The 21,720-nt window shown below is 69.9% G+C and carries 21 protein-coding genes and 2 pseudogenes; 3 read left to right on the top strand and 20 right to left on the bottom strand.

Annotation, left to right across the window (positions count from 1 at the left end; all coding sequences use genetic code 11):
- Window positions 1-26: 26 nt before the first annotated feature.
- The 12 genes and pseudogenes from ACIQD6_RS18935 to ACIQD6_RS18880 all read right to left on the bottom strand — a co-directional run.
- Window positions 27-356 (bottom strand): DUF3140 domain-containing protein, encoded by a 330-nt coding sequence (locus ACIQD6_RS18935; RefSeq protein WP_401883932.1) that lies wholly within the window; start codon window positions 354-356, stop codon window positions 27-29.
- Between the two features lie 196 nt (window positions 357-552).
- Window positions 553-1,335, bottom strand: a complete 783-nt coding sequence (locus tag ACIQD6_RS18930; protein WP_401883930.1) for a sirohydrochlorin chelatase — start codon at window positions 1,333-1,335, stop codon at window positions 553-555.
- Between the two features lie 70 nt (window positions 1,336-1,405).
- Complete coding sequence (locus ACIQD6_RS18925; protein ID WP_401883929.1) at window positions 1,406-2,365, bottom strand: ABC transporter permease; 960 nt, start codon at window positions 2,363-2,365, stop codon at window positions 1,406-1,408.
- Window positions 2,352-3,140: an ABC transporter ATP-binding protein gene (locus ACIQD6_RS18920; protein WP_401883927.1), complete on the bottom strand. Its 789-nt coding sequence runs from the start codon at window positions 3,138-3,140 to the stop codon at window positions 2,352-2,354. Before ACIQD6_RS18920 ends, ACIQD6_RS18925 begins: the two co-directional genes overlap by 14 nt.
- Before the next feature lie 163 nt (window positions 3,141-3,303).
- The gene (locus tag ACIQD6_RS18915) at window positions 3,304-4,419 is read right to left on the bottom strand and encodes an aliphatic sulfonate ABC transporter substrate-binding protein (RefSeq protein ID WP_401883925.1); all 1,116 of its coding nucleotides are present in this window, start codon (window positions 4,417-4,419) and stop codon (window positions 3,304-3,306) included.
- 251 nt (window positions 4,420-4,670) lie between these two features.
- Complete coding sequence (locus ACIQD6_RS18910; protein ID WP_401883923.1) at window positions 4,671-6,035, bottom strand: sulfate adenylyltransferase subunit 1; 1,365 nt, start codon at window positions 6,033-6,035, stop codon at window positions 4,671-4,673.
- Between the two features lie 2 nt (window positions 6,036-6,037).
- The gene (cysD, locus tag ACIQD6_RS18905) at window positions 6,038-6,976 is read right to left on the bottom strand and encodes a sulfate adenylyltransferase subunit CysD (RefSeq protein WP_401883921.1); all 939 of its coding nucleotides are present in this window, start codon (window positions 6,974-6,976) and stop codon (window positions 6,038-6,040) included.
- Window positions 6,973-7,590 (bottom strand): adenylyl-sulfate kinase, encoded by a 618-nt coding sequence (gene cysC / locus ACIQD6_RS18900; protein ID WP_401883919.1) that lies wholly within the window; start codon window positions 7,588-7,590, stop codon window positions 6,973-6,975. Before cysC ends, cysD begins: the two co-directional genes overlap by 4 nt.
- Window positions 7,572-8,273: a phosphoadenylyl-sulfate reductase gene (locus tag ACIQD6_RS18895; RefSeq protein WP_401883918.1), complete on the bottom strand. Its 702-nt coding sequence runs from the start codon at window positions 8,271-8,273 to the stop codon at window positions 7,572-7,574. The genes cysC and ACIQD6_RS18895 overlap by 19 nt, the downstream gene beginning before the upstream one ends.
- On the bottom strand, window positions 8,270-8,446 hold the full coding sequence (locus tag ACIQD6_RS18890) for a hypothetical protein (RefSeq protein ID WP_249947791.1): 177 nt from the start codon (window positions 8,444-8,446) through the stop codon (window positions 8,270-8,272). The genes ACIQD6_RS18895 and ACIQD6_RS18890 overlap by 4 nt, the downstream gene beginning before the upstream one ends.
- A complete protein-coding gene (locus ACIQD6_RS18885) occupies window positions 8,443-10,140 on the bottom strand; it encodes a nitrite/sulfite reductase (protein WP_401883915.1) in 1,698 nt (565 codons plus the stop codon). The genes ACIQD6_RS18890 and ACIQD6_RS18885 overlap by 4 nt, the downstream gene beginning before the upstream one ends.
- A 118-nt stretch (window positions 10,141-10,258) precedes the next feature.
- Window positions 10,259-10,330, bottom strand: a pseudogene (locus ACIQD6_RS18880) (putative leader peptide); the annotation flags it as partial.
- Window positions 10,331-10,663: 333 nt separating this feature from the next.
- Between ACIQD6_RS18880 and ACIQD6_RS18875 the strand changes: the two are divergent.
- The gene (locus tag ACIQD6_RS18875; RefSeq protein WP_401883913.1) at window positions 10,664-11,272 is read left to right on the top strand and encodes a TetR/AcrR family transcriptional regulator; all 609 of its coding nucleotides are present in this window, start codon (window positions 10,664-10,666) and stop codon (window positions 11,270-11,272) included.
- 159 nt (window positions 11,273-11,431) lie between these two features.
- On the opposite strand, the gene ACIQD6_RS18870 is transcribed toward ACIQD6_RS18875, so the two are convergent.
- From ACIQD6_RS18870 to ACIQD6_RS18850, 5 genes and pseudogenes are all read right to left on the bottom strand, one after another.
- Window positions 11,432-12,196, bottom strand: a complete 765-nt coding sequence (locus ACIQD6_RS18870) for an SDR family NAD(P)-dependent oxidoreductase (protein ID WP_401883911.1) — start codon at window positions 12,194-12,196, stop codon at window positions 11,432-11,434.
- A 272-nt stretch (window positions 12,197-12,468) separates the two neighbouring features.
- Entirely contained in the window at window positions 12,469-13,407 is a 939-nt protein-coding gene (locus ACIQD6_RS18865; protein WP_401883909.1) for a MerR family transcriptional regulator, read from the bottom strand.
- Between the two features lie 70 nt (window positions 13,408-13,477).
- Window positions 13,478-14,050 carry a GNAT family N-acetyltransferase gene (locus ACIQD6_RS18860; protein ID WP_401883907.1) on the bottom strand — a complete coding sequence of 191 codons (573 nt, stop codon included), beginning with the start codon at window positions 14,048-14,050 and terminating at the stop codon, window positions 13,478-13,480.
- A 65-nt stretch (window positions 14,051-14,115) separates the two neighbouring features.
- Window positions 14,116-14,409: pseudogene (locus ACIQD6_RS18855) on the bottom strand (DUF1707 domain-containing protein); the annotation flags it as partial.
- A 4-nt stretch (window positions 14,410-14,413) separates the two neighbouring features.
- Entirely contained in the window at window positions 14,414-16,072 is a 1,659-nt protein-coding gene (locus ACIQD6_RS18850) for an acyl-CoA dehydrogenase family protein (RefSeq protein ID WP_401883903.1), read from the bottom strand.
- Window positions 16,073-16,089: 17 nt separating this feature from the next.
- Between ACIQD6_RS18850 and ACIQD6_RS18845 the strand changes: the two genes are divergently transcribed.
- Window positions 16,090-17,328 (top strand): YihY/virulence factor BrkB family protein, encoded by a 1,239-nt coding sequence (locus tag ACIQD6_RS18845; RefSeq protein ID WP_401883901.1) that lies wholly within the window; start codon window positions 16,090-16,092, stop codon window positions 17,326-17,328.
- A 78-nt stretch (window positions 17,329-17,406) separates the two neighbouring features.
- Window positions 17,407-18,174, top strand: a complete 768-nt coding sequence (locus tag ACIQD6_RS18840) for a DUF6597 domain-containing transcriptional factor (protein ID WP_401883899.1) — start codon at window positions 17,407-17,409, stop codon at window positions 18,172-18,174.
- Here ACIQD6_RS18840 and ACIQD6_RS18835 read toward each other — a convergent pair.
- The 3 genes from ACIQD6_RS18835 to ACIQD6_RS18825 form a co-directional block, all read right to left on the bottom strand.
- Complete coding sequence (locus ACIQD6_RS18835) at window positions 18,114-18,566, bottom strand: VOC family protein (protein WP_401883897.1); 453 nt, start codon at window positions 18,564-18,566, stop codon at window positions 18,114-18,116. The genes ACIQD6_RS18840 and ACIQD6_RS18835 overlap by 61 nt on opposite strands.
- Window positions 18,567-18,714: 148 nt before the next feature.
- A complete protein-coding gene (locus ACIQD6_RS18830; protein WP_401883895.1) occupies window positions 18,715-19,635 on the bottom strand; it encodes a S1 family peptidase in 921 nt (306 codons plus the stop codon).
- 575 nt (window positions 19,636-20,210) lie between these two features.
- A complete protein-coding gene (locus ACIQD6_RS18825; protein WP_401883893.1) occupies window positions 20,211-21,497 on the bottom strand; it encodes a serine hydrolase domain-containing protein in 1,287 nt (428 codons plus the stop codon).
- Between the last annotated feature and the right edge of the window lie 223 nt (window positions 21,498-21,720).

Below are 21,720 nucleotides of genomic sequence, written 5' to 3'. Positions count from 1 at the left end.
ATGAGTCCTGAGGGGCCCTTGCGAGATCAGGCGGTTTTGAGCGGGTCGTGCCCCATCTTCATCAGCTGGTGTCGTCGGCGCGTGCCGTCGGCGTCGGTCCCGGAGGCGGCTTTCTCCTCCGCCTCGACGGTGTCGACCACCAGGTACATGACGCGGATGTCCTCGTCGGTCAGGTCCGTGCGCCGCTTCTGAAGGATCGAGAGCACCTGAGGCCCGGCCCCCTCGGCGTCGTCCGCCCCGTCGGCGTCGGCGTCGTCCTCGCCGAGCTGGGCGGCGATCTCCTGGGAGGTCATGTTGATGACGTCGTGGAACTCCGTCCACAACGCGTCGAGTTCGAGTCCGGAAAAGTCTGCCATGGCGGTTCTCCGCGGGTTGTCGGTGGCGGGCACGGGCCGGATCGGTTCAGCTCCGTCGGGCGCCGGTCCCTCGCCTCGCTCGGCGGCTGACACGTGATCGGGTGCCCGTATCCGCTTCGGTGACACCGAGGTGGCACCGAGGTGACACCGACGACGTGCCGACGGGAGAGGTACGGCGTACGACCGGGACACGCGCTCAGGCGGCCCGGACGCCCGCGCCCGCGCTCGGAAGCAGCGATTCGTCGAAGCGCTCCAGCAGCAGCCGCGCCAGTTCGGGGGCCGGGCCCAGTACCCCGGCCAGGATGTCCGCGCCGGCCTCCCGCGCGCCCGCCGCGATACGGTCCGGAAGCCGGCCGGGGGCGATCACGTAGGGGGCCACGGCGACCCGCCGTACGCCGTCCGCGCGCAGCGCCCGTACCGCGTCCTCGGTGCGGGGGAGGGAGGCGGAGGCGAACGCAGGCCGCACGGCGCACCAACCGGTGTGCCGCCACTCCCGCGCGATGTGAGCGATCACTGCGATCGCCTCCGGGTCCGAGGAGCCCGCCGAGGCCAGCACGACCCCGGTCGAGCGCTTGTCGGCCGGGGCGAGACCGGCCTCGTACAGCCGCCGCTCCAGCGCGTCCGTCAGCAGCGGCGAGGGGCCCAGCACCCCGGCCTGCCGGATGCGCAGCGCCGGATGGCGGACCGACGCCTCGCTCAGGACCGACGGGATGTCCGACTTGGCGTGGAACGCGCGCGTCAGCAGCAGTGGCAGGGCGATCACGTCCCGTACGCCCTCCAGCGCCAGCCGGTCCAGCACCTGGGACACCGACGGGGTGTCGAAGTCCAGGAATCCGCACTCCACACGCGTCCCCGGGCGCAGTGAGCGCAGCCGCCGGGTCAGGGCGTGCATGGTCGCGGCGTGCCGGGGATCGCGGCTGCCGTGTGCCACGAGCAGCAGAACCGGCTCGTGGGTCTCGTGAGTGCGGTGGCGGTGCACAGGATGTCGGTGCACTGGAGGGCGCATGCGCATAGGAATCAGCTCTTCATCGGATCAGCTCTTCACCAGATCAGCTCTTGACCAGCAGACCACGGCTGCGCAGTACCCGCCGCTCCAGCGGACTGAAGATCAGCAGGTCGATGGCGATGCCGACGATCAGGATCAGGAAGATCGCGAGGAACACCATCGGCATACTGCTGGCAGTGCGGCCGTTCTCCAGCAGCTGGCCGAGTCCCACCCCGAGATCGGGCGAGGACGCGATGATCTCCGCGGCCATCAGTGAACGCCACGAGAACGCCCAGCCCTGCTTCAGCCCGGCCAGATAGCCCGGCAGCGCGGCCGGCAGCACGATGTGCCAGGTGCCGCGCAGCCCGGTCGCGCCCAGGGTGCGCCCGGCGCGCAGGAAGAGCGGCGGGACCTGGTCGACTCCGGAGACCAGACCGTTGGCGATCGAGGGAACCGCGCCGAGCAGGATGACCGCGTACATCATCGAGTCGTTCAGCCCCAGCCAGATCACGGCCGGCGGCACCCACGCCACCGAGGGCAGCGACTGGAGTCCGGACAGGATCGGGCCGATGGCCGCGCGGACGAACTTCACGCGGGCGACGAGCAGCCCCAGCGGGGTGCCGATCACCAGCGCCAGCAGGAAGCCCAGCAGGCCGCGCGAGACACTGGTCCAGATGTAGTCGAGCAGTGTGCCCTGGAGCCAGGCGTCGGTGACCTCGCCCCACACCGCGCCCGGTGAGGGCAGCTTGTAGCTGTCGGTGACCTGGGCCCAGACCAGGATCTGCCAGACGGCCAGTACCAGCACCACGGCGACGGCCGGGGGCAGGACCTTCTTGACGAGGGTCTCGCGCAGCGGCGTACGCCCGGTCTGTACGGTGTCCAGCGCGTCGAGCCCGGCCTCCAGCCCGGCCATGTCGCGCTGCCGCTTGGCGTGGTCCGGAGCCGGGCCGTCCGGCACAGTCCCGTCCGGCACAGTCCCGTCCGGCGTCGCGCCCTTGGGCGTCGTCGTCTCAGTGCTGGCCATGGCGGCGGATCTCCCCACGCAGTTCTTCGGTGATCTCGACGGACAGTTCCGCGACGGCGGTGTCCTCGATACGGCGCGGCTGCGGGATGTCCACACGCCACTCACGGGCCACCCGCCCCGGCCGCGAGGACAGCAGCACGACGCGTTCCGCGAGCCGCACGGCCTCGCGCACGTTGTGCGTGACGAACAGGACCGACAGGTTCGTCTCGCGCCAGATCCTGGTCAGTTCGTCGTGCAGCACATCCCGGGTGATGGCGTCGAGCGCGGCGAACGGCTCGTCCATCAGCAGCAGTTGACTGTCCTGCGCCAGCGCGCGGGCCAGCGCGACCCGCTGGCGCATACCGCCCGACAGCTCGTGCACCCGCTTGCCGTACGCGCCTTCCAGCCGTACGAGTCCCAGCAGCCGCTCGGCCTCTTCGCGCCGCTCCTGCTTCGGCACGTCGCGCAGCCGCAGCGCCAGTTCGATGTTCTTGCCCGCGGTCAGCCACGGGAACAGCGCGTGCTCCTGGAACATCAGCGCGGGGCGGCCCGACGTCTCGATGGACCCGGCCGACGGGCGGTCGAGCCCGGCGACCAGATTGAGCAGCGTGGACTTGCCGCACCCCGAGGCTCCCAGGAGGGTGACGAACTCGCCCGGCGCGACATCGAGGGTGATGTCGTCCAGTACGAGCTGCTGCCCCGCCGGCGTCGCGAACGACTTCGAGACGTGCGCGATACGGGCGGCGTGGTCCACCGCCGGGGTGCTGTCGGCGGCCTTGGCGAGGGTGGTGGCCATGGTCGTCACCTCCTGGGAACGGTGCGATCGGTATGAACGGTGCGATCACCGTGATCCGTGCGATCACCGTGATCACCCTGATCGGTGTGATCACCCTGATCCGTGTGATCCGTGTGATCCGTGTGATCGGCGCGAGTCGGCCGGAAGCGGTCGGGTGCGGTGGTCATTTGACGCCGAGCCCGGCGTCGCCGACCGCGGACTCCCCGTTCGCCTTGAGCACCTTGTTGAGGGGCTTCAGGTCGTAGATGCCCTTCAGGTCGGGGCTCTCCAGCAGACCGGCCTTGACCGCGTGACCGGCTTCCGTCTGGAGCGTCGAGGCCAGCGGGTCATTGGTGAACTGGATCGACTTCCACGCCGGGTCGAGAACCTCGGGCGGCAGTGCCTTGCCGGAGAGCGACTTGAGCGCCTTGTTCGCGGACGCCTTCGCCTGGTCCGGGTTCGCGTTGATCCAGTCGTTCGTCTTCACCGAACCGCGCAGGACGGCCTCGACCACGTCCGGGTGTTCATCGAGGAACGTCTGCGACACGATGATGTTGGTGATCACGAACTTCTTGTCCGGCCACAGGCTGGACTCGTCGAGGATCTCCTTCGCGCCCTCGGCCACCAGCTTGGACGCGGTCGGCTCCGGCACCCAGGCCCCGTCGATGGAGCCGGACTTGTAGGCGTCCGGGGTGGTCTTGTTGTCCGTACGGACGACGGACACATCGCCCTTGCCGGACTGTCCGTCGACCTTCCAGCCCTTCTCGGAGACCCAGTTGAGGAACGCCACGTCCTGGGTGTTGCCCAGCTGCGGGGTGGCGATCTTCTTGCCCTTGACATCGTCCAGGGTCTTGATCTTCTTCGGGTTGACGACGAGCTTCACACCGCCCGAGGCCGAGCCGCCGATGATGCGCAGGCCCTTGCCCTTGGTCTGGGTGTAGCCGTTGATCGCGGGAGAGGGGCCGATGAAGCCGATGTCGATGCTGCCCGCGTTGAGGGCCTCGATCTCGGAGGGGCCCGCGTTGAAGGTCCTGGGCGACACCTGTGTGCCGCCCAGCTCCTTCTGGAGGATCCCGTTCTGCACGCCCACCAGCGCGGTCGCGTGGGTCAGGTTCGGGAAGTAGCCGATCCTCACCTTGTCGGCCGAGAGCGCCTTGCCGGAGGCGGCGGGCCCCGGCTGGTCGTCCGTCTTGGCCGCCTTGGAGCCGTAACCGCAGGAGGTCAGCACAACGGCGAGCAGGGGCAGTACGGCTGCGGCGGCGACACGACGGCGCGCTCTGATACGGGACGAGGCAGGCACGGGAGGTTTTCCTCTCGGTGGCCCGGTGCTCACGCCCTCACGGAATGCGGGGCGCGGCCGGGACGTCGGCTGGTCTTCGAAACGCTGGGTACGACGGGCGGGGCGGGTGGAGAACATGGGCGCGCGAGCGGTGCGCGTACGTCATCGCGCACATCGCGACACCCCGCCCGTCCCCGCGCCGAGGGCGCCGCTGCCGACCCGGCCGCCCTCCTTCGCGAACGTCGCGAAGACGTCGTACACGTCCGTGGTCATCAGAAGTCCCAGCCCTCGTCGTCGGCTTCGGCGACCGGCGTGGGTGTCGCGGTCCCGGCGGCGAAGGCCTCGCCCGCCATGCCCGCGGTCAGCGTCGTACCGTCCGCGGGATCGATGAGCAGAAACGATCCGGTACGGCGGGAGTCGGCGTACGCGTCGAGCGCCAGCGGCTCGGCCGTACGGACGACGATCCGGCCGATGTCATTGGCGACCAGCTGCCCGGGAGCCGGGTGCTGGGACAGATCGGCCAGCGTCAGCCGGGACGGAATGTCCTTCACGATCGCCTTGACCGTACGGGTGGTGTGCTTCAGCAGCACCCGCTGGCCCACCGCGAGCGGCTGGTCCGCGACATGGCAGACCGTCGCCTCGACATCCTGGGTCGTCACGGGCGCGTCCGCGCTCGGGGCGATCAGGTCGCCGCGCGAGATGTCGATGTCGTCGCTGAGCCGTACGGTCACGGACTGCGGCGCCCAGGCGACGTCCACGCTCTCGCCGAGCGCGTCGATGGCCTCGACGGTGCTCGTACGCCCCGACGGCAGTACGGTCACCGGCTCGCCGACGCGCAGCACCCCGGAGGCGATCTGGCCCGCGTAGCCGCGGTAGTCCGGGTTCTCGGCGGTCTGCGGGCGGATCACGTACTGCACCGGGAAGCGCGCCGGGCAGTCCGTCAGATCATGGCTGGCCGGAACGGTCTCCAGGTGCTCCAGCACCGTCGGGCCGCCGTACCAGTCCATGTGCGCCGACGGCTCCACGACGTTGTCACCGGCCAGCGCCGAGATCGGGATCGCGGTGATCTCCGGGACGCCCAGGGAGGCCGCGTACGCCGTGAACTCCTTGGCGATCTCGGCGAACACGGGCTCCGCGTAGTCGACCAGGTCCATCTTGTTGACGGCCAGGACGACATGCGGGACGCGCAGCAGCGCGGCGACCGCGGCGTGGCGACGGGTCTGCTCGACCACACCGTTACGGGCGTCCACGAGGACCACGGCCAGCTCGGCGGTGGACGCGCCGGTCACCATGTTCCGGGTGTACTGCACATGCCCGGGGGTGTCCGCGAGGATGAACCGCCGCCGGGGCGTGGCGAAGTAGCGGTAGGCGACATCGATCGTGATGCCCTGCTCGCGCTCGGCCCGCAGCCCGTCGGTGAGCAGCGCCAGGTCGGGTGCCTCCTGGCCGCGGCTGCGGGAGGCGAGCTCGACGGCCTCCAGCTGGTCGGTCAGTACCGACTTCGAGTCGTGCAACAGCCGTCCCACCAGCGTGGACTTGCCGTCGTCCACGGAACCCGCGGTGGCGAAGCGCAGCAGCGTGGTCGCCGACAGCTGCTCGGCGAACTGCTCGGCGGTGCTCGTGTTCGTACTCGTCATGGCTAGAAGTACCCTTCGCGCTTGCGGTCTTCCATCGCGGCCTCGGACATCTTGTCGTCCGCGCGGGTCGCGCCGCGCTCGGTCAGCCGGGAGGCGGCGATCTCGGTGATCACCGCGTCGAGCGTGGTGGCGTCCGAGTCCACCGCGCCCGTGCAGGACATGTCACCGACCGTGCGGTAGCGCACCAGGCGCTTCTCGACGGTCTCGGAGTCCTTCGGGCCGCCCCAGTCGCCGGCGGTCAGCCACATGCCGCTGCGCCGGAAGACCTCGCGCTCGTGCGCGAAGTAGATCTGCGGGAGTTCGATCTCCTCGCGGGCGATGTACTGCCACACGTCCAGCTCGGTCCAGTTGGAGAGCGGGAAGACCCGGACATGCTCACCGGGCGCGTGCTTGCCGTTGTAGAGCTGCCACAGCTCGGGCCGCTGGCGGCGCGGGTCCCACTGGGAGAACTCGTCGCGCAGGGAGAACACCCGCTCCTTGGCGCGCGCCTTCTCCTCGTCGCGCCGCCCGCCGCCGAACACCGCGTCGAAACGTTCTTCCTGGATCTTCTCGGTGAGCGGGACGGTCTGGAGCGGGTTACGGGTGCCGTCGGGCCGCTCGCGCAGCTTGCCCGCGTCGATGTACTCCTGCACGGAGGCGACATGCAGCCGCAGCCCGTGCTCGGCGACCGTGCGGTCGCGGTACTCCAGCACCTCCGGGAAGTTGTGCCCGGTGTCCACATGCAGCAGCGAGAACGGCACCGGCGCCGGCGCGAACGCCTTCAGCGCCAGATGCAGCATGACGATCGAGTCCTTGCCGCCGGAGAAGAGGATCACCGGCCGCTCGAACTCGCCCGCCACCTCGCGGAAGATATGGACGGCCTCGGACTCCAGCGCGTCCAGGTGGCTCAGCGCCCACGGGGCGTCCGTGCCCTCGGTGACAGCTGCGACGGTCGTGGTCACGCGAGACCCCTCTCGGTGAGCAGCGCGTAGAGCGCGGCGGCGGACTCCTGAACGGACTGGGTGTGCGACTCGATCCGCAGGTCAGGCGATTCCGGTGCCTCGTAGGGGTCGTCCACCCCGGTGAGACCCGACAGTTCGCCGGCCGCCTGCTTGGCGTACAGCCCCTTCACATCGCGTACGGAGCACACGTCGACCGGCGTGGCCACATGCACCTCCAGATACCCGGTGCCCTCGGCCTGATGGCGCTTGCGGACGGCCTCGCGGCTGTCCGCGTACGGGGCGATCACCGGCACCAGCGCCTTGACGCCGTTCGCCGCGAGCAGCTCGGCGACAAAGCCGATGCGCTGCACATTGGTGTGCCGGTCCTCGCGGCTGAAGCCGAGGCCCGCGGAGAGGAACTCCCGGATCTCGTCGCCGTCGAGCACCTCGACGCGGTGGCCCTCGGTACGGAGCCGGCCCGCCAGCTCGTTCGCGATGGTGGTCTTGCCCGCGCTCGGCAGGCCGGTGAGCCAGACCGTGGCGCCCTGCCCGGTCGCGTCCGTCCCGCTCAACCGTTCCTCCTGGTCGTGACGTTGATGGTGATGCGGAGCCGCCGTCATCCGTGCAGCCCGCATTCGGTCTTGGACCGGCCGGCCCAGCGGCCGGCGCGGGCGTCCTCGCCCTCCAGGACCCTGCGGGTGCAGGGTCCGCAGCCGACGGACGCGTAACCGTCCATCAGCAGCGGGTTGGTGAGGACGCCGTGCTCGGCGACGTACGCGTCCACGTCGTCCTGCGTCCAGCGGGCGATCGGGGAGACCTTGACCTTCTGCTGCTTGGCGTCCCAGCCGACGACCGGGGTGTTCGCCCGGGTCGGGGAGTCGTCGCGGCGCAGGCCCGTGGCGTACGCCTCGTATCCGGTCAGGCCCTTTTTGAGGGGCGCGACCTTGCGCAGGGCGCAGCACAGGTCGGGGTCGCGGTCGTGCAGCCGGGGACCGTACTCCGCGTCCTGCTCGGCGACGCTCTGGCGCGGGGTGAGCGTGATGACGTTGACGTCCATCACGGCGTCCACCGCGTCGCGGGTGCCGATGGTCTCGGGGAAGTGGTAGCCGGTGTCGAGGAAGACCACATCGACACCGGGCATCGCCCGGGAGGCGAGGTGGGCGACCACCGCGTCCTCCATCGAGGACGTCACACAGAACTTCGCGCCGAAGGTGTCCGCGGCCCAGGTCAGGATCTCCAGGGCCGAGGCGTCTTCGAGTTCGATACCGGCCCGCTCGGCGAGGGCCTGGGGATTGTCCGTCTCCGTCAGTGCCGTCATATCTCTTCCCCTCCGTCACTCCTCTGAAGTCCGCGGGCGAGCAGCCCGAGGAACTTCAGTTGGAAGGCTCGATTGCATGCCGCGCATTCCCACGCGCCGTGGCCCTGCTCGTTCGGACGCAGATCCTCGTCGCCGCAGTAGGGGCAGTAGAACGGTGCGGCGCGCTCGCTCATGACAGCGCCTCCTCGGACGCGCGCGCCGCCCACGTGGCGAAACGCTCGTCCTGTACGCGCTCCTTCTGGAAGCGGCCCAGTACGCGCTCGATGTAGTCGGGCAGCTCGTCGGCGGTGACCTTCAGCCCGCGGACCTTACGGCCGAAACCGGCCTCCAGCCCCAGGGCGCCGCCCAGGTGGACCTGGTAGCCCTCGACCTGATTGCCGTCCGTGTCCAGCATCAGCTGGCCCTTGAGACCGATGTCCGCGACCTGGATACGGGCGCAGGCGTTGGGGCAGCCGTTGATGTTGATGGTGATCGGCTGGTCGAACTCCGGGATGCGGCGCTCCAGTTCGTCGATCAGCGTGGAGCCGCGCTGCTTCGTCTCGACGATCGCCAGCTTGCAGAACTCGATGCCGGTGCACGCCATCGTGCCGCGCCGGAACGGCGACGGCTTGACCCGCAGGTCCAGCGCTTCGAGGCCCGCCACGAGCGAGTCGACCCGGTCCTCGGCCACATCGAGGACGATCATCTTCTGCTCGGCGGTGGTACGGAGCCGGCCCGACCCGTTCGCCGCGGCCACCTCGGCGATCTTCGTCAGCGTGGCGCCGTCCACCCGTCCCACGCGCGGCGCGAAACCGACGAAGAACCGCCCGTCCTTCTGGCGGTGCACGCCGACATGGTCACGCCACTGCCGTACGGGCTGCGCCGGGGCCGGGCCGTCGACCAGCTTGCGCTTGAGGTACTCGTCCTCCAGGACCTGGCGGAACTTCTCCGTACCCCAGTCGGCGACCAGGAACTTCAAGCGGGCGCGGGTGCGCAGCCGCCGGTAGCCGTAGTCGCGGAAGATCGAGATGACACCGGTGTAGACGTCGGGGACCTCGTCGAGCGGCACCCAGGCGCCGAGGCGCTGGCCGATCTTGGGGTTGGTGGAGAGTCCGCCACCCACCCAGAGATCGAACCCGGGGCCGTGCTCGGGGTGGTCCACACCGACGAACGCGATGTCGTTGATCTCGTGTGCCACGTCCAGCTGCGGCGATCCGGAGATCGCCGACTTGAACTTGCGCGGCAGGTTCGAGAAGTCGGGGTTGCCGACGATCCGGCGCTGGATCTCGTCGATCGCCGGGGTGCCGTCGATGATCTCGTCCTCGGCGATGCCGGCGACCGGCGATCCGAGGATGACCCGGGGGGTGTCACCGCAGGCCTCGGTCGTGGAGAGCCCGACCTCCTCCAGGCGCCGCCAGATCTCCGGCACGTCCTCGATCCGGATCCAGTGGTACTGGATGTTCTGCCGGTCGGTGATGTCGGCGGTCCCGCGCGCGAACTCCTGCGAGATCTCACCGACGACCCGCAGCTGCTCGGTGGTCAGCCGCCCGCCGTCGATCCGCACGCGCAGCATGAAGTACTCGTCGTCCAGCTCCTCCGGCTCCAGGACCGCGGTCTTGCCGCCGTCGATCCCGGGCTTGCGCTGGGTGTACAGCCCCCACCAGCGCATCCGGCCCCGCAGATCGTTGGGGTCGATGGAGTCGAAGCCCGCCTTGGAGTAGATCGTCTCGATGCGTGTCCGCACATTGAGACCGTCGTCGTCCTTCTTGAACTGCTCATTGCCGTTGAGCGGAGTGAAGTGGCCCACGGCCCACTGGCCCTCACCGCGGTGACGGCTCACCTTGCGGCGTGGCGTGGCTGGGGACGGCTTTTCCGGGGTGGCGGCCATGGCGGGTACGTCCTTCGAGACATGACAGGAGGGCGGCTCTGAACGGCACACTCACGCGAGACGCGGCGGTGCGCAGCCAGGTGACAGAGATAAGGAAATCGCGGCGGTGCTGGGACTCTCAGCCCGCTGGACAGATGGCGCTGGACATGCGGCAGAGGTCGACGTGCCGCCGACTCACCAAGGCGATTCCAGAGCTAGACATGACGGAAGCGTGTCACGCGCATCTCTGGGCAGTCCACTGTTATCCATCATGTGGACCACATCGTCCTGACAGGTGAGACGATGTGTTGTCTGTCACGGGGGACCGGGGTTTAGGTCGGCCGGTCTTGGTCCGCGCTTGTTCCGGTCGGCACATCCGGCCGGGGTGTACCCGGGTGTACGGCGCTACCGATACCGATCCGGATCGTGGGAGCCGGCTCCCACGTCCATGGCGCGGACGGCCCGCTGGGCATCTTTTGCCGCACGGCCGCACGGCCGCAACGATACAGTGGACTGGTCAGTCCATTTCGAGGAGGCGTGTGGCATGCGCGGTGACCTGACGGCGAAGGGGAAGGCGACGCGGAGCCGGATCGTCGAGGGGGCCGCGGCGGTGCTGCGGGAGAAGGGCGTCGCCTCGGCGACGCTGGACGACATCATGGCGCGGACCCGCACCAGCAAGAGTCAGCTGTTCCACTACTTCCCGGCGGGCAAGGACGAACTCCTCGTCGCGGTGGCCCAGTTCGAGGCGGATCAAGTCCTGGAGGACCAGCAGCCCCATCTGGGCTGTCTCGACTCGTGGGAGGCCTGGGGCCAGTGGCGGGACGTGGTCGTCAAGCGCTACGAGGCGCAGGGGGACCAGTGTCCCCTCGGGTCGCTGTTCCTTCAGATCGGGCGTTCGACTCCCGGGACCCGGGCGATCGTGGTCGAGCTGATGTGCCGCTGGCAGGAGAGCCTGGCGGCGGGCATCCGCGCGCTGCAGGCGGCCGGCAGGCTTCCCGCCGAGCTTGATGTCGACATGAGGGCCGCGGCGCTGCTGGCCGCGATCCAAGGGGGCGTGTCGATCCTGCTGTCGACGGGGCAGTCCAGCCACTTGCGCGCCGCTCTCGATCAAGGGATCGCCGACCTGCGGGGCGCGGGCGGTCCCGTGGTGTGACCGGGCGTCGGCTGGGTCACACGCCCGACCTCGGGTCGGGCGGGTGACCCTCCCCGGCCGCGGCCACTCAATTCCTGCGCACGGCACGTTCGCGTCCGGACGTGAAACCCCGGTTTTCACGTTCGCGTCCGGACGTGAGGCCGGGGCGAGCGGCTTGCGTCAGGCGGCGATGACGGCTGTCGTGGTGCGCCCGCCGTCGACGTCGAGCACGATGCCGTGCACGAACGAGGTCTCGTCACTGGCCAGGTACACGGCGGCGTTCGCGATGGCGTCGGGTGTGCCCATCCGCCCCGCGGGGGTGCCCTTCATCATGATCTCGGCGGGGTGGACCTCTCCGGTCGCGGGCGTCTGCACCACCCCGGGCGAGATCGCGTTCACCCGTACCCCCTGCGGCCCGAACTCCGCCGCCCAAGCCCGGGTCAGCGTCTCCACAGCTCCCTTGGTGGAGCTGTAGAGGGCGCCGATCGGAATGCCCAGGCGCGCGACCCAGGAGCCCAGGTTGATGATCGCCCCGCCGCCGGCCGCCACCATCGAGGGCGCGACGGCCGCGGTGAGGAAGAACGGGGCCTTCACATTCACGGCGTAGACCTGGTCGAAGGTCTTCTCGTCGGTAGCCGCCGTGGTGCTGCCCGGGTAGATGCCGGCGTTGTTGACCAGGACGTCGATACGGCCACCGAGGGCCTGCGTCGTCTCCCGCGCCAGCGCCTGCGAGGCCGCGGCGCTGCCGTCCAGGTCGGCCTGCACGAAGTCGGCGCGACCACCGTGTGCCCGGATCCCGTCGACCACGTCCTTGCCCCGCTCGGCGCTGCGACCCGAGACGACGACGTGCGCCCCCTCGGTGGCAAAGGCCTCCGCGATCGCCCGTCCGATGTTGCTGGTCGCTCCGGTCACCAGGGCGGTCTTGCCCTCAAGTCGCATCGACATGATCCACTCCATTGCTCGGTTCTCCACCGTGAACCCGACGGCCGAACCGCGATCCGCCTTCGGCCGGGCGGGACCCTGGACAGCCAGGGCGCAGGTCCCACTCTGTGACGGAGAAAATGGACTCGCAAGTCCAGAGTTTGGCCCGACCCATACCGCCTCGCCGCCGTCCGCGCCTGCGCCGGAGAGCGGGGGAAGGCCAACCGACGGCCCCACCCCGCATGCTCGGCGGTTCGCCATCCTTGCGGCAGACAGGGCCAGGGCCGGGCGGCGTTCTATCGGCTCAGCTGAGTGCGCAGAGCGGTGATGAACCAGCTGAAGACCGGTGTGAGAGTAGGCGGTACGGGCCAGCCGTTGATGGTCGACAGAAGCTGCCAGTAGCGCTCCGCCCTGGGGTCCGCACCGGTCTCCAATCGGGTGACGAGCCAGTGCCGCAGGTCGGCATCGTCGGCGCGGCCGAAAGTCTCGGCATAGAGAACGGTGAGGGCATCGACGACGGGCGCCGCCTGGTCGGACGTCGGCTGGATTCCTGCCGCGAGGGCTCCTCCGACCTGCTCACGCACCGCAGTGGTCAGATCATGATGCAGGCCGGTCGTGTCGCCCTGCGCCCGCTCCGCCGCCTGATGTTCGGCCATCCTTCGGACGGCCGCCCGGAAGTCCGTGTCCTGGCAGAGTTCTCCGAGTTCGACCCATGCCTCGACCTGTTCGGGCGCCGGATCGTCGGGGAGTTGGGGCATGGCCGACCGCATCATGGCTACGAACTCCGGGTTGGCGTCAAGCCCGCCGAAGGTGTCATCGATGAAGTCGGTCACCAGCCGCTGCCGTTCGCTGTCGGAAAGCTTGGCGAGTCTGTGCATGAGATCCAGTTCCTCAGGTGTAGGGCCACGCTTGGCTACCGCTCTCAGTACGGATCGACGCAGACGGAGCGTACGAATCTGCACGTCCAGGGCATCGGCGTGCGCTGAAGCCACTTCGGGGACGGAGACCTCTCGGTCGAGGACCCTCCTGATGGCGGAAAGGTCCAGTCCGAGGTCGCGCAGGGTACGCACGAGATCGAGGCGTGTGACGGCGTCGATGTCGTAGAGCCGGTAGCCGGCCGGGCTTCGGTCGGTCGGCGGCACGATTCCCGCGTCGGAGTAGAACCGGATGGTCTTCACCGTCAGCCCTGTTCGCCGGGCAAGGTCACCGATCGCGTAGAGCGTGTCGCCGTTCATGTCCTCCACTTTGCTGTCTCCCCCTACTGGAGACTCAAGTGGTCAACCCCGGCTGACCGAACCCGGATCGTCAGGGGCCCGGGGATCGCACTCGATCTCCCGAAGCGCCGTCATTTCCCGGCTCCTCCTCGACCTTCGTGTCGAAGAGCGTGAAGCCGCGCCGCAAGTAGTTGTCCATGGCGTGCGGGCCGTCCTTGGAGCAGGTGTGCACCCAGACCCGCTTCGTCGGCGCCGTTCCGGGCCAGCGTTCGGCCAGGTCCCAGGCCCGTGCCACACCGTACGACAGCAGGTGGCCGCCGATGCGGCGACCGCGGAAGGCCGGGATCAGGCCGAAGTAGGCGATCTCCACCGTGCCCTCGTCCTGGGCCGCCAGCTCGATGTAGCCGGCCGGGGTGCCCTTCTCGTACGCGACCCACGTTTCGACGCCGGGCCGTGAGACGGTCTCGCGCCACTGCTCGTACGACATCGGGAGCCGGTCGCGCCAGCTGACGTCGTCGCCGACGGCCGTGTACAGGAACCGGCTGAACTCCGGTGAGGGCACCTCGGCGCGTACGACCCTGACATCGGCCGGGGGCTCGGCGGCGGGGCGCTGATCGGCGGGCGAGGTCTGCTCCAGGGACCAGGTGGTCACGGTGATGCTCATACGCGCCAGAGAACCACGGGGGCGGACGATGCTCGAACGCGGCCCCGGCTCGCCGGCGCTGTGATTCCGAACGCCGACTCGACCTTGAGCCTCCTCGGTACCCGCCATGTGCCGCGCCGCCGGATCCGTCCGCCGGCGGCGGCGATCGTGGACGTAGTGCCCGCATCCTCCGCCGGGAGCGAGGCCAGGACCGACACGAGCTCGCTGTGTGTCCTGGCGGTGAGCACCTGGTCGAGGCCTTCGTCCATCGCCTCATGGGAGATGTGCCCTTCGGCGTATGCCTCCTGCAGGCGTCGCACGGCCGTGTCGCGAGCGTCTTCGCCGATCAGCGAAGACGGGTCTTCCGGCAGGGAGGTCACCGTCTCACTCCCCGCCGACGGGCCGCGCCCGGTCCACGACCGAAGCCAGATCCAGGGTGTGCGGCAGGGTGCCGAAGGCCGTACCCCAGTCCCCGCCCAGCCGCGAGGCGCAGAACGCGTCCGCCACCTCGGACGGCGCCCAGCGCACCAGCAGCGCGCCCTGGAGCACCAGCGCCATCCGCTCCACCAGCCGCCGGGCGCGGGCCTCGATCCCGGTCAGGTCGGCCAGTTCGGTCAGCAGCCCCTTGATCGCGCCGTCGAGCCGGTGATCGGCGCCGCGCGCCTTGCCGATCTCCCGGAGGAAGGCGTTCATCGCCTCCGGCTCCCGCTGGAGGGCGCGCAGTACGTCCAGTGCCTGTACGTTCCCCGAGCCTTCCCAGATCGAGTTGAGCGGCGACTCCCGCAGCAGCCGCGGCATGCCGGATTCCTCCACATAGCCGTTGCCGCCCAGGCACTCCAGGGCTTCGGCGGCGACCGGCGTACACCGCTTGGTCACCCAGTACTTGGCGGCGGGCACCGCGAGCCGCAGAAAGGCCCGCTCCTGGTCCGCGCCGTCGTCGCCGTTCTGGACGGTGTCGTACGCGGCCGCCAGCCGCAGCGCGAGCGTCGTCGCCGCCTCCGACTCCAGGGCCAGATCGGCCAGTACGTTCCGCATCAGCGGCTTGTCGATCAGCTCGCCGCCGAACGCGCGGCGGTACGTGGCGTGATGCACCGCCTGGGCCACCGACTGCCGCATCAGCGCGGCCGACCCCACCACACAGTCGAGCCGGGTCGCCGCCACCATTTCGATGATGGTGCGCACCCCGCGGCCCTCCTCACCGACCCGGCGGGCCCACGTACCGTCGAACTCGACCTCGCTCGACGCGTTGGAACGGTTCCCCAGCTTGTCCTTGAGCCGCTGGATCAGGAACACGTTGCGCGTTCCGTCGGCCAGCACGCGCGGTACGAGGAAACAGGTCAGCCCGCCGGGCGCCTGCGCCAGGACGAGAAAGCCGTCGCACATCGGCGCCGAACAGAACCACTTGTGACCGGTGAGCAGATACTCCCCGTCGGCGTCCAGCGGGCGCGCGGCCGTCGTGTTGGCGCGTACGTCGCTGCCGCCCTGCTTCTCCGTCATGCCCATCCCGAAGAGCACACCGGCCTTCTCGGCGGCTGGCCGCAGCCCCGGCTCGTACCGATGGGAGGTCAGCCGGGGCTCCCACTCGGCCGCGAGCTCCGGATCCGTACGCAACGCCGGAACCGCCGCGTGGGTCATCGACACCGGACAGCCGTTCCCGGCCTCCGCCTGAGTCCACACCAGGAACCCGGCCGCACGGCGCAGATGGCCCCCGGGCCTGCCCCAGGCGTCGGTCAGCCCGGCGGAGACGGCCTGCCCCAGCAACTGATGCCAGGCCGGGTGGAAGCCGACCTCGTCGATCCTGTTCCCGTACCGGTCATGGGTGCGCAGCTCCGGCGGATTCTCATTGGCCAGCGCACCCCACTCCTGTGCCTCGGCCGACCCGGCGATGCGGCCGAGCGCGGTCAGTTCCGCACGGGACTCGTCCAGAAGAGCGGGCGCGCTGTGCCGTTCCACGCCCTCCGTGAGAGCCCGGTCGGAGCCGAAGACGTCGTACCCCACCAGGGGCGGAACCTGGTTGGTCACTGTGTGGGTGCTCGCTGCCATGCCGATACGGTAAGGAGGTGCAGGCAGCAAAAGAAACACCCGAGCGGCCGTCGGGTCGACTCCACCGGGCCCGAGTCCTCTACCGCAACGTCTCCAAGAGGAAGATGGCCTGGCTGCTGCTCAAGGACACGGTCAATTCGTGCATCGAATACCGCGTCCTGGGCCTCGCCGCCGAAGCTGCCTTCTTCACCCTCCTGTCGCTGCCGCCCCTGCTCCTCGGCCTGATCGGCCTGCTCGGGTACGTGGACGACTGGACCAGCACCACGACGGTCGCCTCCATCGAGCGGAACATCCTCGCGGCGGCGGGCACGGTGCTCTCGCAGCGGGGTGTCGACGAGATCGCCAAGCCCCTGCTGAAGGACATCACCCACGGCGGACGGCCCGATGTCATCTCCCTCGGCTTCGCGATCGCGCTGTGGTCGGGGTCGCGGGCGGTCAATGTCTTCGTCGACACCATCACCGTGATGTACGGACTCGACGGCCGGCGCGGCATCGTCGCGACCCGGCTGCTCGCCTTCCTGCTCTACATCGTGGCGATCCTGATCGGCGCGGTCGTGCTGCCGCTGGCGGTGGTCGGCCCCGACCGGGTGGTCGAGTTCGTCCCGTGGGGCACGGAGGTCGTCACCGTCTTCTACTGGCCGGTGGTGATCGTGCTCTCCATCGTCTTCCTCACCACGCTGTACCACGTGTCGGTGCCGGCCAGGTCCCGCTGGATAGAGGACATGCCGGGCGCGCTGGTCGCCCTCGGGATGTGGGTGCTGGGCAGTTTCCTGCTCCGGATCTATCTGACCAGCACGGTCGAAGGCCCCACCATCTACGGCTCGTTGGCCGCGCCCATCGCCGTACTGCTGTGGATCGGCGTCTCCGCGTTCGCGGTGCTGGTGGGCGCCGCCGTCAACGCGGCCATCGACCGGGTCTGGCCGTCGGTCGCCACGGCCGCGGCCCGCGCGGCCAACGAACGGCTGCGCGCGGCACACGCGGCGGAGCTGGTGGCGCGTGCGGTGGCCTGCGCGGAGACACAGGACGACGACGTGACCGATCCGGACATGCCCTCGGAGTTCCCGGAGCGCTGGTCCAAGTTCCTGCCGCCGGACGATGTGAAGTCCCGGGTGAAGGCCCGGCTGCACACGGGGTGGGAGAGCCGAAAAGGCAAGGAGACTCCCGAGAGCCGGGAGAGCCGGGAGAGCCGGGAGAGCGGGGAGAGCGGGGAGAGCGGGGAGAACCGGGAAGGCCGGGACAAGGGCGAGGGGCCCTGACGGACCGGCCCGGCAGGCCGCCCCGGCAGCGGGTAGCTGTGGACGCCGCTTTTCCCGGCCGGGCATAGCCTTGTCCCCATGTACCAGGAACGGGCGTCGCGGCTCGACGGCGCGATCGTCTGGACCCGGACCGTGACAGCGGAGGCGGCGGGGCCGGGTCCCGGGCCTGCCCCCTATCCCGTACTGCCCGACGGCTGCATGGACCTGCTCTGGATCGGGGGCAGGCTGCTGGTCGCGGGGCCCGACACCCGCGCGTACGTGCCCGAGGGGATCGCCGGGCTGCACTGCGCCGGAGTGCGCTTCGCGCCCGGGGCCGCGCCCGCGCTCCTCGGCGTACCGGCGCACGAACTACGGGACCGGCGCGTCGAGTTGGCGGACCTGTGGTCCCCGGCCGACGTACGGGGGATCACCGCCCGGCTCGCCGCCGCCGAGGACCAGGCCGTCGCTCTGGAGGATGTCGCGCTGCGGCGGGCCGCCGGGTCTCCGCCGCCCGACCCGCTGTTGCGGGCCGTCGTCGGCGGACTGAACGCGGGCCGTACGGTCGCCGCGACCGCCGACGCGGTCGGTCTCGGCGCCCGCCAGTTGCACCGCCGCTCCCTGGACGCCTTCGGCTACGGGCCCAAGACCCTGGCCAGGGTGCTGCGGCTGCAACGGGCCCTGGCGTTCGTACGGGCGGGGGAGTCGTTCGCGGCGGCGGCGCTCGCCGCGGGCTGCGCCGACCAGGCGCACCTCGCCCGCGAGACGCGCGACCTGGCCGGACTCACCCTTGGCGCCTACGAACGCGCCTACGCGGCGCCGGCGAAGAGTGAGACACCGCAGCCGTCCGGGTCGAGGACGACCGCGTAACGCTGGCCCCAGACCGCGTCCCAGGGCTTCAGGTGCCCTGCGTATCCGGCCGCCAGCAGCGTCTCGTACGTGGCGTCCACCTCGGCGGGGCTGCCGCAGAGGAAGGCGAGACCGGTCCGCTCGCCGCCCTGGGGCCGGGTCCAGCCGGGATCGAAGGAGCGGACGGTCTCCTCCGTGTCCCAGAGGATCCGCAATCCGCCGGGGAGGGTCGCCTCCGCATGGGGCGCGGTGTCCGCGTCGGAGGGTACGTCGATGCCCATCCGGCGGTAGAAGGCGAGTGAGGCGGCCATGTCGGAGACGACCAGGCCGATCGCGTCGAGTCGTGGAGCAGCCGGTCGTGGAGCAGCCGGTAGTGGAGCGGCCGGTCGTGGAGCAGTCGGTTGAGTGGACATGCGCCCACCGTAGGAGCGCCCGCTCCGGTGGGTCTTGAACGAATCGGACGTGACGGCCGGCGCCGGTCCCGGCCGCGCGTACGAGTACGGCGGGCCACGCGTGTGCCGCGTGGCCCGCCACCAGGTACCGCGAGATTCTCAGAAGGGCTTAGAAGACGCTGACGCCATAGGCGTTGAGGGCCTCGACGACCGGCTGGAAGAACGTGGTGCCGCCGGAGGAGCAGTTGCCGCTGCCGCCCGAGGTCAGGCCGAGCGCGGTGCTGCCGGCGAAGAGCGCGCCGCCGCTGTCGCCGGGCTCGGCGCAGACGTTGGTCTGGATCAGGCCGGAGACGATGTCACCGCCGCCGTAGTTGACGGTCGCGTTCAGGCCGCTGACCGTACCGCTGTGGAGACCGGTGGTCGAGCCGCTGCGCCGTACGCTCTGGCCGACGGTGGGGTTGGCGGCGGACGTGATGTCCTGGTAGGAGCCGTTGTACAGGGAGACCCGGCCGTCGGCCGCGGCCGAGTTGGAGTGGCGGATCAGCCCGTAGTCGTTGCCCGGGAAGCTCGAACCGGCCGTGGAACCGAGCACGGTGCTGTTCGAGGAGTTGGTGTACCAGGTGCTGCCGATGTTGGTGCAGTGCCCGGCCGTCACCGCGTAGTACGTGCTGCCGCTGCGGACGTTGAAGCCGAGGGAGCAGCGGCCGCCGCCGGTGTAGATGGCCTCGCCGCCCGCGATGAGCTTGTTGAACGTGCCTTCGGTGTGCTTGATCGTGATGCCCGCGGCGGTGTCGGCCACGGAGTTCTTGATCGTGGCGATCTCCGCGTCGGAGACCGTGCTGTCGACCGTGACGACGACCTTGCCGGAGGCCTTGTCCGCGTACCAGGCCGTACCGGCGACGTCGGCGCCGCGGAGGGCGTCACCGGCCTCGGCCAGCTGCGCCGCCGAGACGGCGGGGGCGACCGGCGCTGTCTGGGCGACGGCGGTAGGGGCCGCAAGCGCGACGGCGGTCACCAGACCGGACGAGACGGCGAGAAGCCGCGCGTGTCTGGACACCGCGCCGAGGGGGGAAAAGCGCTTGAAGGTCACAACATCCTCCGTAGGTGGGGGGAACGTCCCGGCCCGTTGGGTGAGCGGGCCGCTCGGATGCGACGGTTCACGGCCATGTGGTGCTGGTCGTGGACCTGTCAATTCCTCGCCCTGAGATCGTCGGCTCCGGCTGGTGTCGGTGCAAAGTCCACTTCTGGACCTGTGGCGCCGGCCGGGCGGTGAGGTCCGGAGTTCGGCTCCGTGACCGTCCCGCCCGGCCGGTCACGGGGTCCGTACCGGGGGCGACTGCGAATTGCTGCAAATCCCACGGGGAGGTAAAAGGTGCTGGTGAGTGCCCGTCAGTACCCGCATATAGCACCAGATGTGAACCTGGTCGTCATCCGGCCACACGAAAGGCCGTCACAAACACACATGGTTCACCGTGGGTGTTGGGCGTATGACCCAGTGGATCGGAGCACCGGTGGTGTGGCGGTCGGGAAGGCTGTATCTCGGGGCGGCGGGCGTCCGTTTGGGTGTTGTACCACCGAATTGCCCTCGCGGTGATCATGGCTGAATTTGATCGGTCGAGGATCACGATTGATGTGGCGGTGAGTGGTCGGTCGTGCCGTCGACCGTTACAGCGCGCTGTAGAGGGCGTCGATCAGCGCCATCTTTCGTGGGTCGTCGGCGATGTGCGGCCCCATCCGGTTCATCACGTATCCCATGCTGATCCCGGCCTCCGGGTCGGCGAGACCGCAGGAACCGCCGAAGCCGTCGTGTCCGAACGCTTTCGGATTGGGCCCGTACGAGCCGTTCGGCCCGCTCAGCCAGAGCCCCAGGGCGATCTCCGTCTCATGGGTGAAACCCGGCCCCAGTACCAGGTCCCGGCAGCTGCCCTGCCCCTCGCGGACCCGCTCGACGGTCTCGGGGGACAGCACGCGGTGGGCGCCGAGCCGTCCCCGGCCGGCGAAGATCCCGTACAGCGCGGCGACCGCGCGGGCCGTGCCGTGGCCGTTCGCCGAGGGGATCTCGGCGGCCCGCCAGGCCGCCGTATTGGCATCGGCCGCGCCCATCGGGGGATTGCCCAGGGCGGCCACGGCGACCGGGCCCAACTGTCCGAGGACGGCGGCCTGTTCGCTGTCGGTCTCGACGGGTGGATGTACCAGCTCGGCGGCGCGCGCGGTCTCCTTCTCCGGCAGTCCGATGCCGAAATCGATCCCGAGCGGCCCCGTCACCTCCTGGCGCAGGAACGCGCGCGGCCGCAGGCCCGTGATGCGTCCGACCACCTCGCCGACGAGGAAACCGTGGGTCGTCGCGTGATAGCCGGACCGGGTGCCCGGCTCCCACAGCGGCTCCGCCGCCGCCAGCCGGGAGACGGTCAACTCCCAGTCGTAGAGCTGTTCCAGGGTGTGCGGCTCACGTAATCCGGCGAGTCCGGAGCGGTGCGAGAGCAGGTGCCGTACGAGGACGGACTCCTTGCCCGCCGCGGCGAACTCCGGCCAGTACATGGCGACCGGCGCGTCCGGGTCGAGCAACCCGCGGTCGATCAGCACATGCGCGCACAGAGAGGTCGGGCCTTTGGTCGTCGACCACACATTGACCAGGGTCTCCCGCTCCCACGGCTGGTCGCGCGCGCCGTCGGCCCAGCCGCCCCACAGGTCGACGACGGTCTTTCCGTCGGCCAGGACGGTGACGGCGGCGCCCAGTTCGCCGCGCTCGCGGAAGTTGTTCTCGAAAGCGGTGCGCACCGCGCCGAACCGTGCGTCGCAGAAGCCATGGATCCGCGGTTCGCGCGCCGCCGAGTGCTCCGGTTCGCGCGCCGCCGAGTGCTCCGGTTCGCGCGCCGCCGAGTGCTCCGGTACGCGCGCTGCCGAGTGTTCCGGTTCGCGCTCCCGTGAGTGCTCCGATACGTGCTCTGTCATCGGGTCAACCGTTCCGTAGTCCCGGCGGACCGGGCGGCCTGTGGTGATCTGACTGTCATGAAAGTTACCGATTGGCTGGATTGACGGGAAGATCCCATGCGAGCCCCACATGGTTTACGGTTAAACCAAATTGGTTTACGGTTGAACTAGAAAAGGGCGCGTCACCGATGCGCACAAGCGACTCGTGTGTGTGTCCGACGCGCACGCGACCCAAGGAGGACCC

Origin of the sequence: Streptomyces sp. NPDC088400, from assembly GCF_044753355.1 — a bacterium.
Classification (GTDB): Bacteria; Actinomycetota; Actinomycetes; order Streptomycetales; family Streptomycetaceae; genus Streptomyces.
The sequence above is the reverse complement of the archived record's forward strand: the minus strand, read 5'-3'. Positions and strand labels throughout refer to the sequence as shown.

Bases quoted from the DNA above. Each gene is read 5' to 3' on its own strand.
- ACIQD6_RS18935 (WP_401883932.1), bottom strand. From the start codon at position 356: ATGGCAGACTTTTCCGGACTCGAACTCGACGCGTTGTGGACGGAGTTC.
- ACIQD6_RS18925 (WP_401883929.1), bottom strand. From the start codon at position 2,365: ATGGCCAGCACTGAGACGACGACGCCCAAGGGCGCGACGCCGGACGGG.
- ACIQD6_RS18920 (WP_401883927.1), bottom strand. From the start codon at position 3,140: ATGGCCACCACCCTCGCCAAGGCCGCCGACAGCACCCCGGCGGTGGAC.
- ACIQD6_RS18910 (WP_401883923.1), bottom strand. From the start codon at position 6,035: ATGACGAGTACGAACACGAGCACCGCCGAGCAGTTCGCCGAGCAGCTG.
- cysC (WP_401883919.1), bottom strand. From the start codon at position 7,590: ATGCGGGCTGCACGGATGACGGCGGCTCCGCATCACCATCAACGTCAC.
- ACIQD6_RS18895 (WP_401883918.1), bottom strand. From the start codon at position 8,273: ATGACGGCACTGACGGAGACGGACAATCCCCAGGCCCTCGCCGAGCGG.
- ACIQD6_RS18890 (WP_249947791.1), bottom strand. From the start codon at position 8,446: ATGAGCGAGCGCGCCGCACCGTTCTACTGCCCCTACTGCGGCGACGAG.
- ACIQD6_RS18885 (WP_401883915.1), bottom strand. From the start codon at position 10,140: ATGGCCGCCACCCCGGAAAAGCCGTCCCCAGCCACGCCACGCCGCAAG.
- ACIQD6_RS18875 (WP_401883913.1), top strand. From the start codon at position 10,664: ATGCGCGGTGACCTGACGGCGAAGGGGAAGGCGACGCGGAGCCGGATC.
- ACIQD6_RS18870 (WP_401883911.1), bottom strand. From the start codon at position 12,196: ATGTCGATGCGACTTGAGGGCAAGACCGCCCTGGTGACCGGAGCGACC.
- ACIQD6_RS18865 (WP_401883909.1), bottom strand. From the start codon at position 13,407: ATGAACGGCGACACGCTCTACGCGATCGGTGACCTTGCCCGGCGAACA.
- ACIQD6_RS18860 (WP_401883907.1), bottom strand. From the start codon at position 14,050: ATGAGCATCACCGTGACCACCTGGTCCCTGGAGCAGACCTCGCCCGCC.
- ACIQD6_RS18850 (WP_401883903.1), bottom strand. From the start codon at position 16,072: ATGGCAGCGAGCACCCACACAGTGACCAACCAGGTTCCGCCCCTGGTG.
- ACIQD6_RS18840 (WP_401883899.1), top strand. From the start codon at position 17,407: ATGTACCAGGAACGGGCGTCGCGGCTCGACGGCGCGATCGTCTGGACC.
- ACIQD6_RS18835 (WP_401883897.1), bottom strand. From the start codon at position 18,566: ATGTCCACTCAACCGACTGCTCCACGACCGGCCGCTCCACTACCGGCT.
- ACIQD6_RS18825 (WP_401883893.1), bottom strand. From the start codon at position 21,497: ATGACAGAGCACGTATCGGAGCACTCACGGGAGCGCGAACCGGAACAC.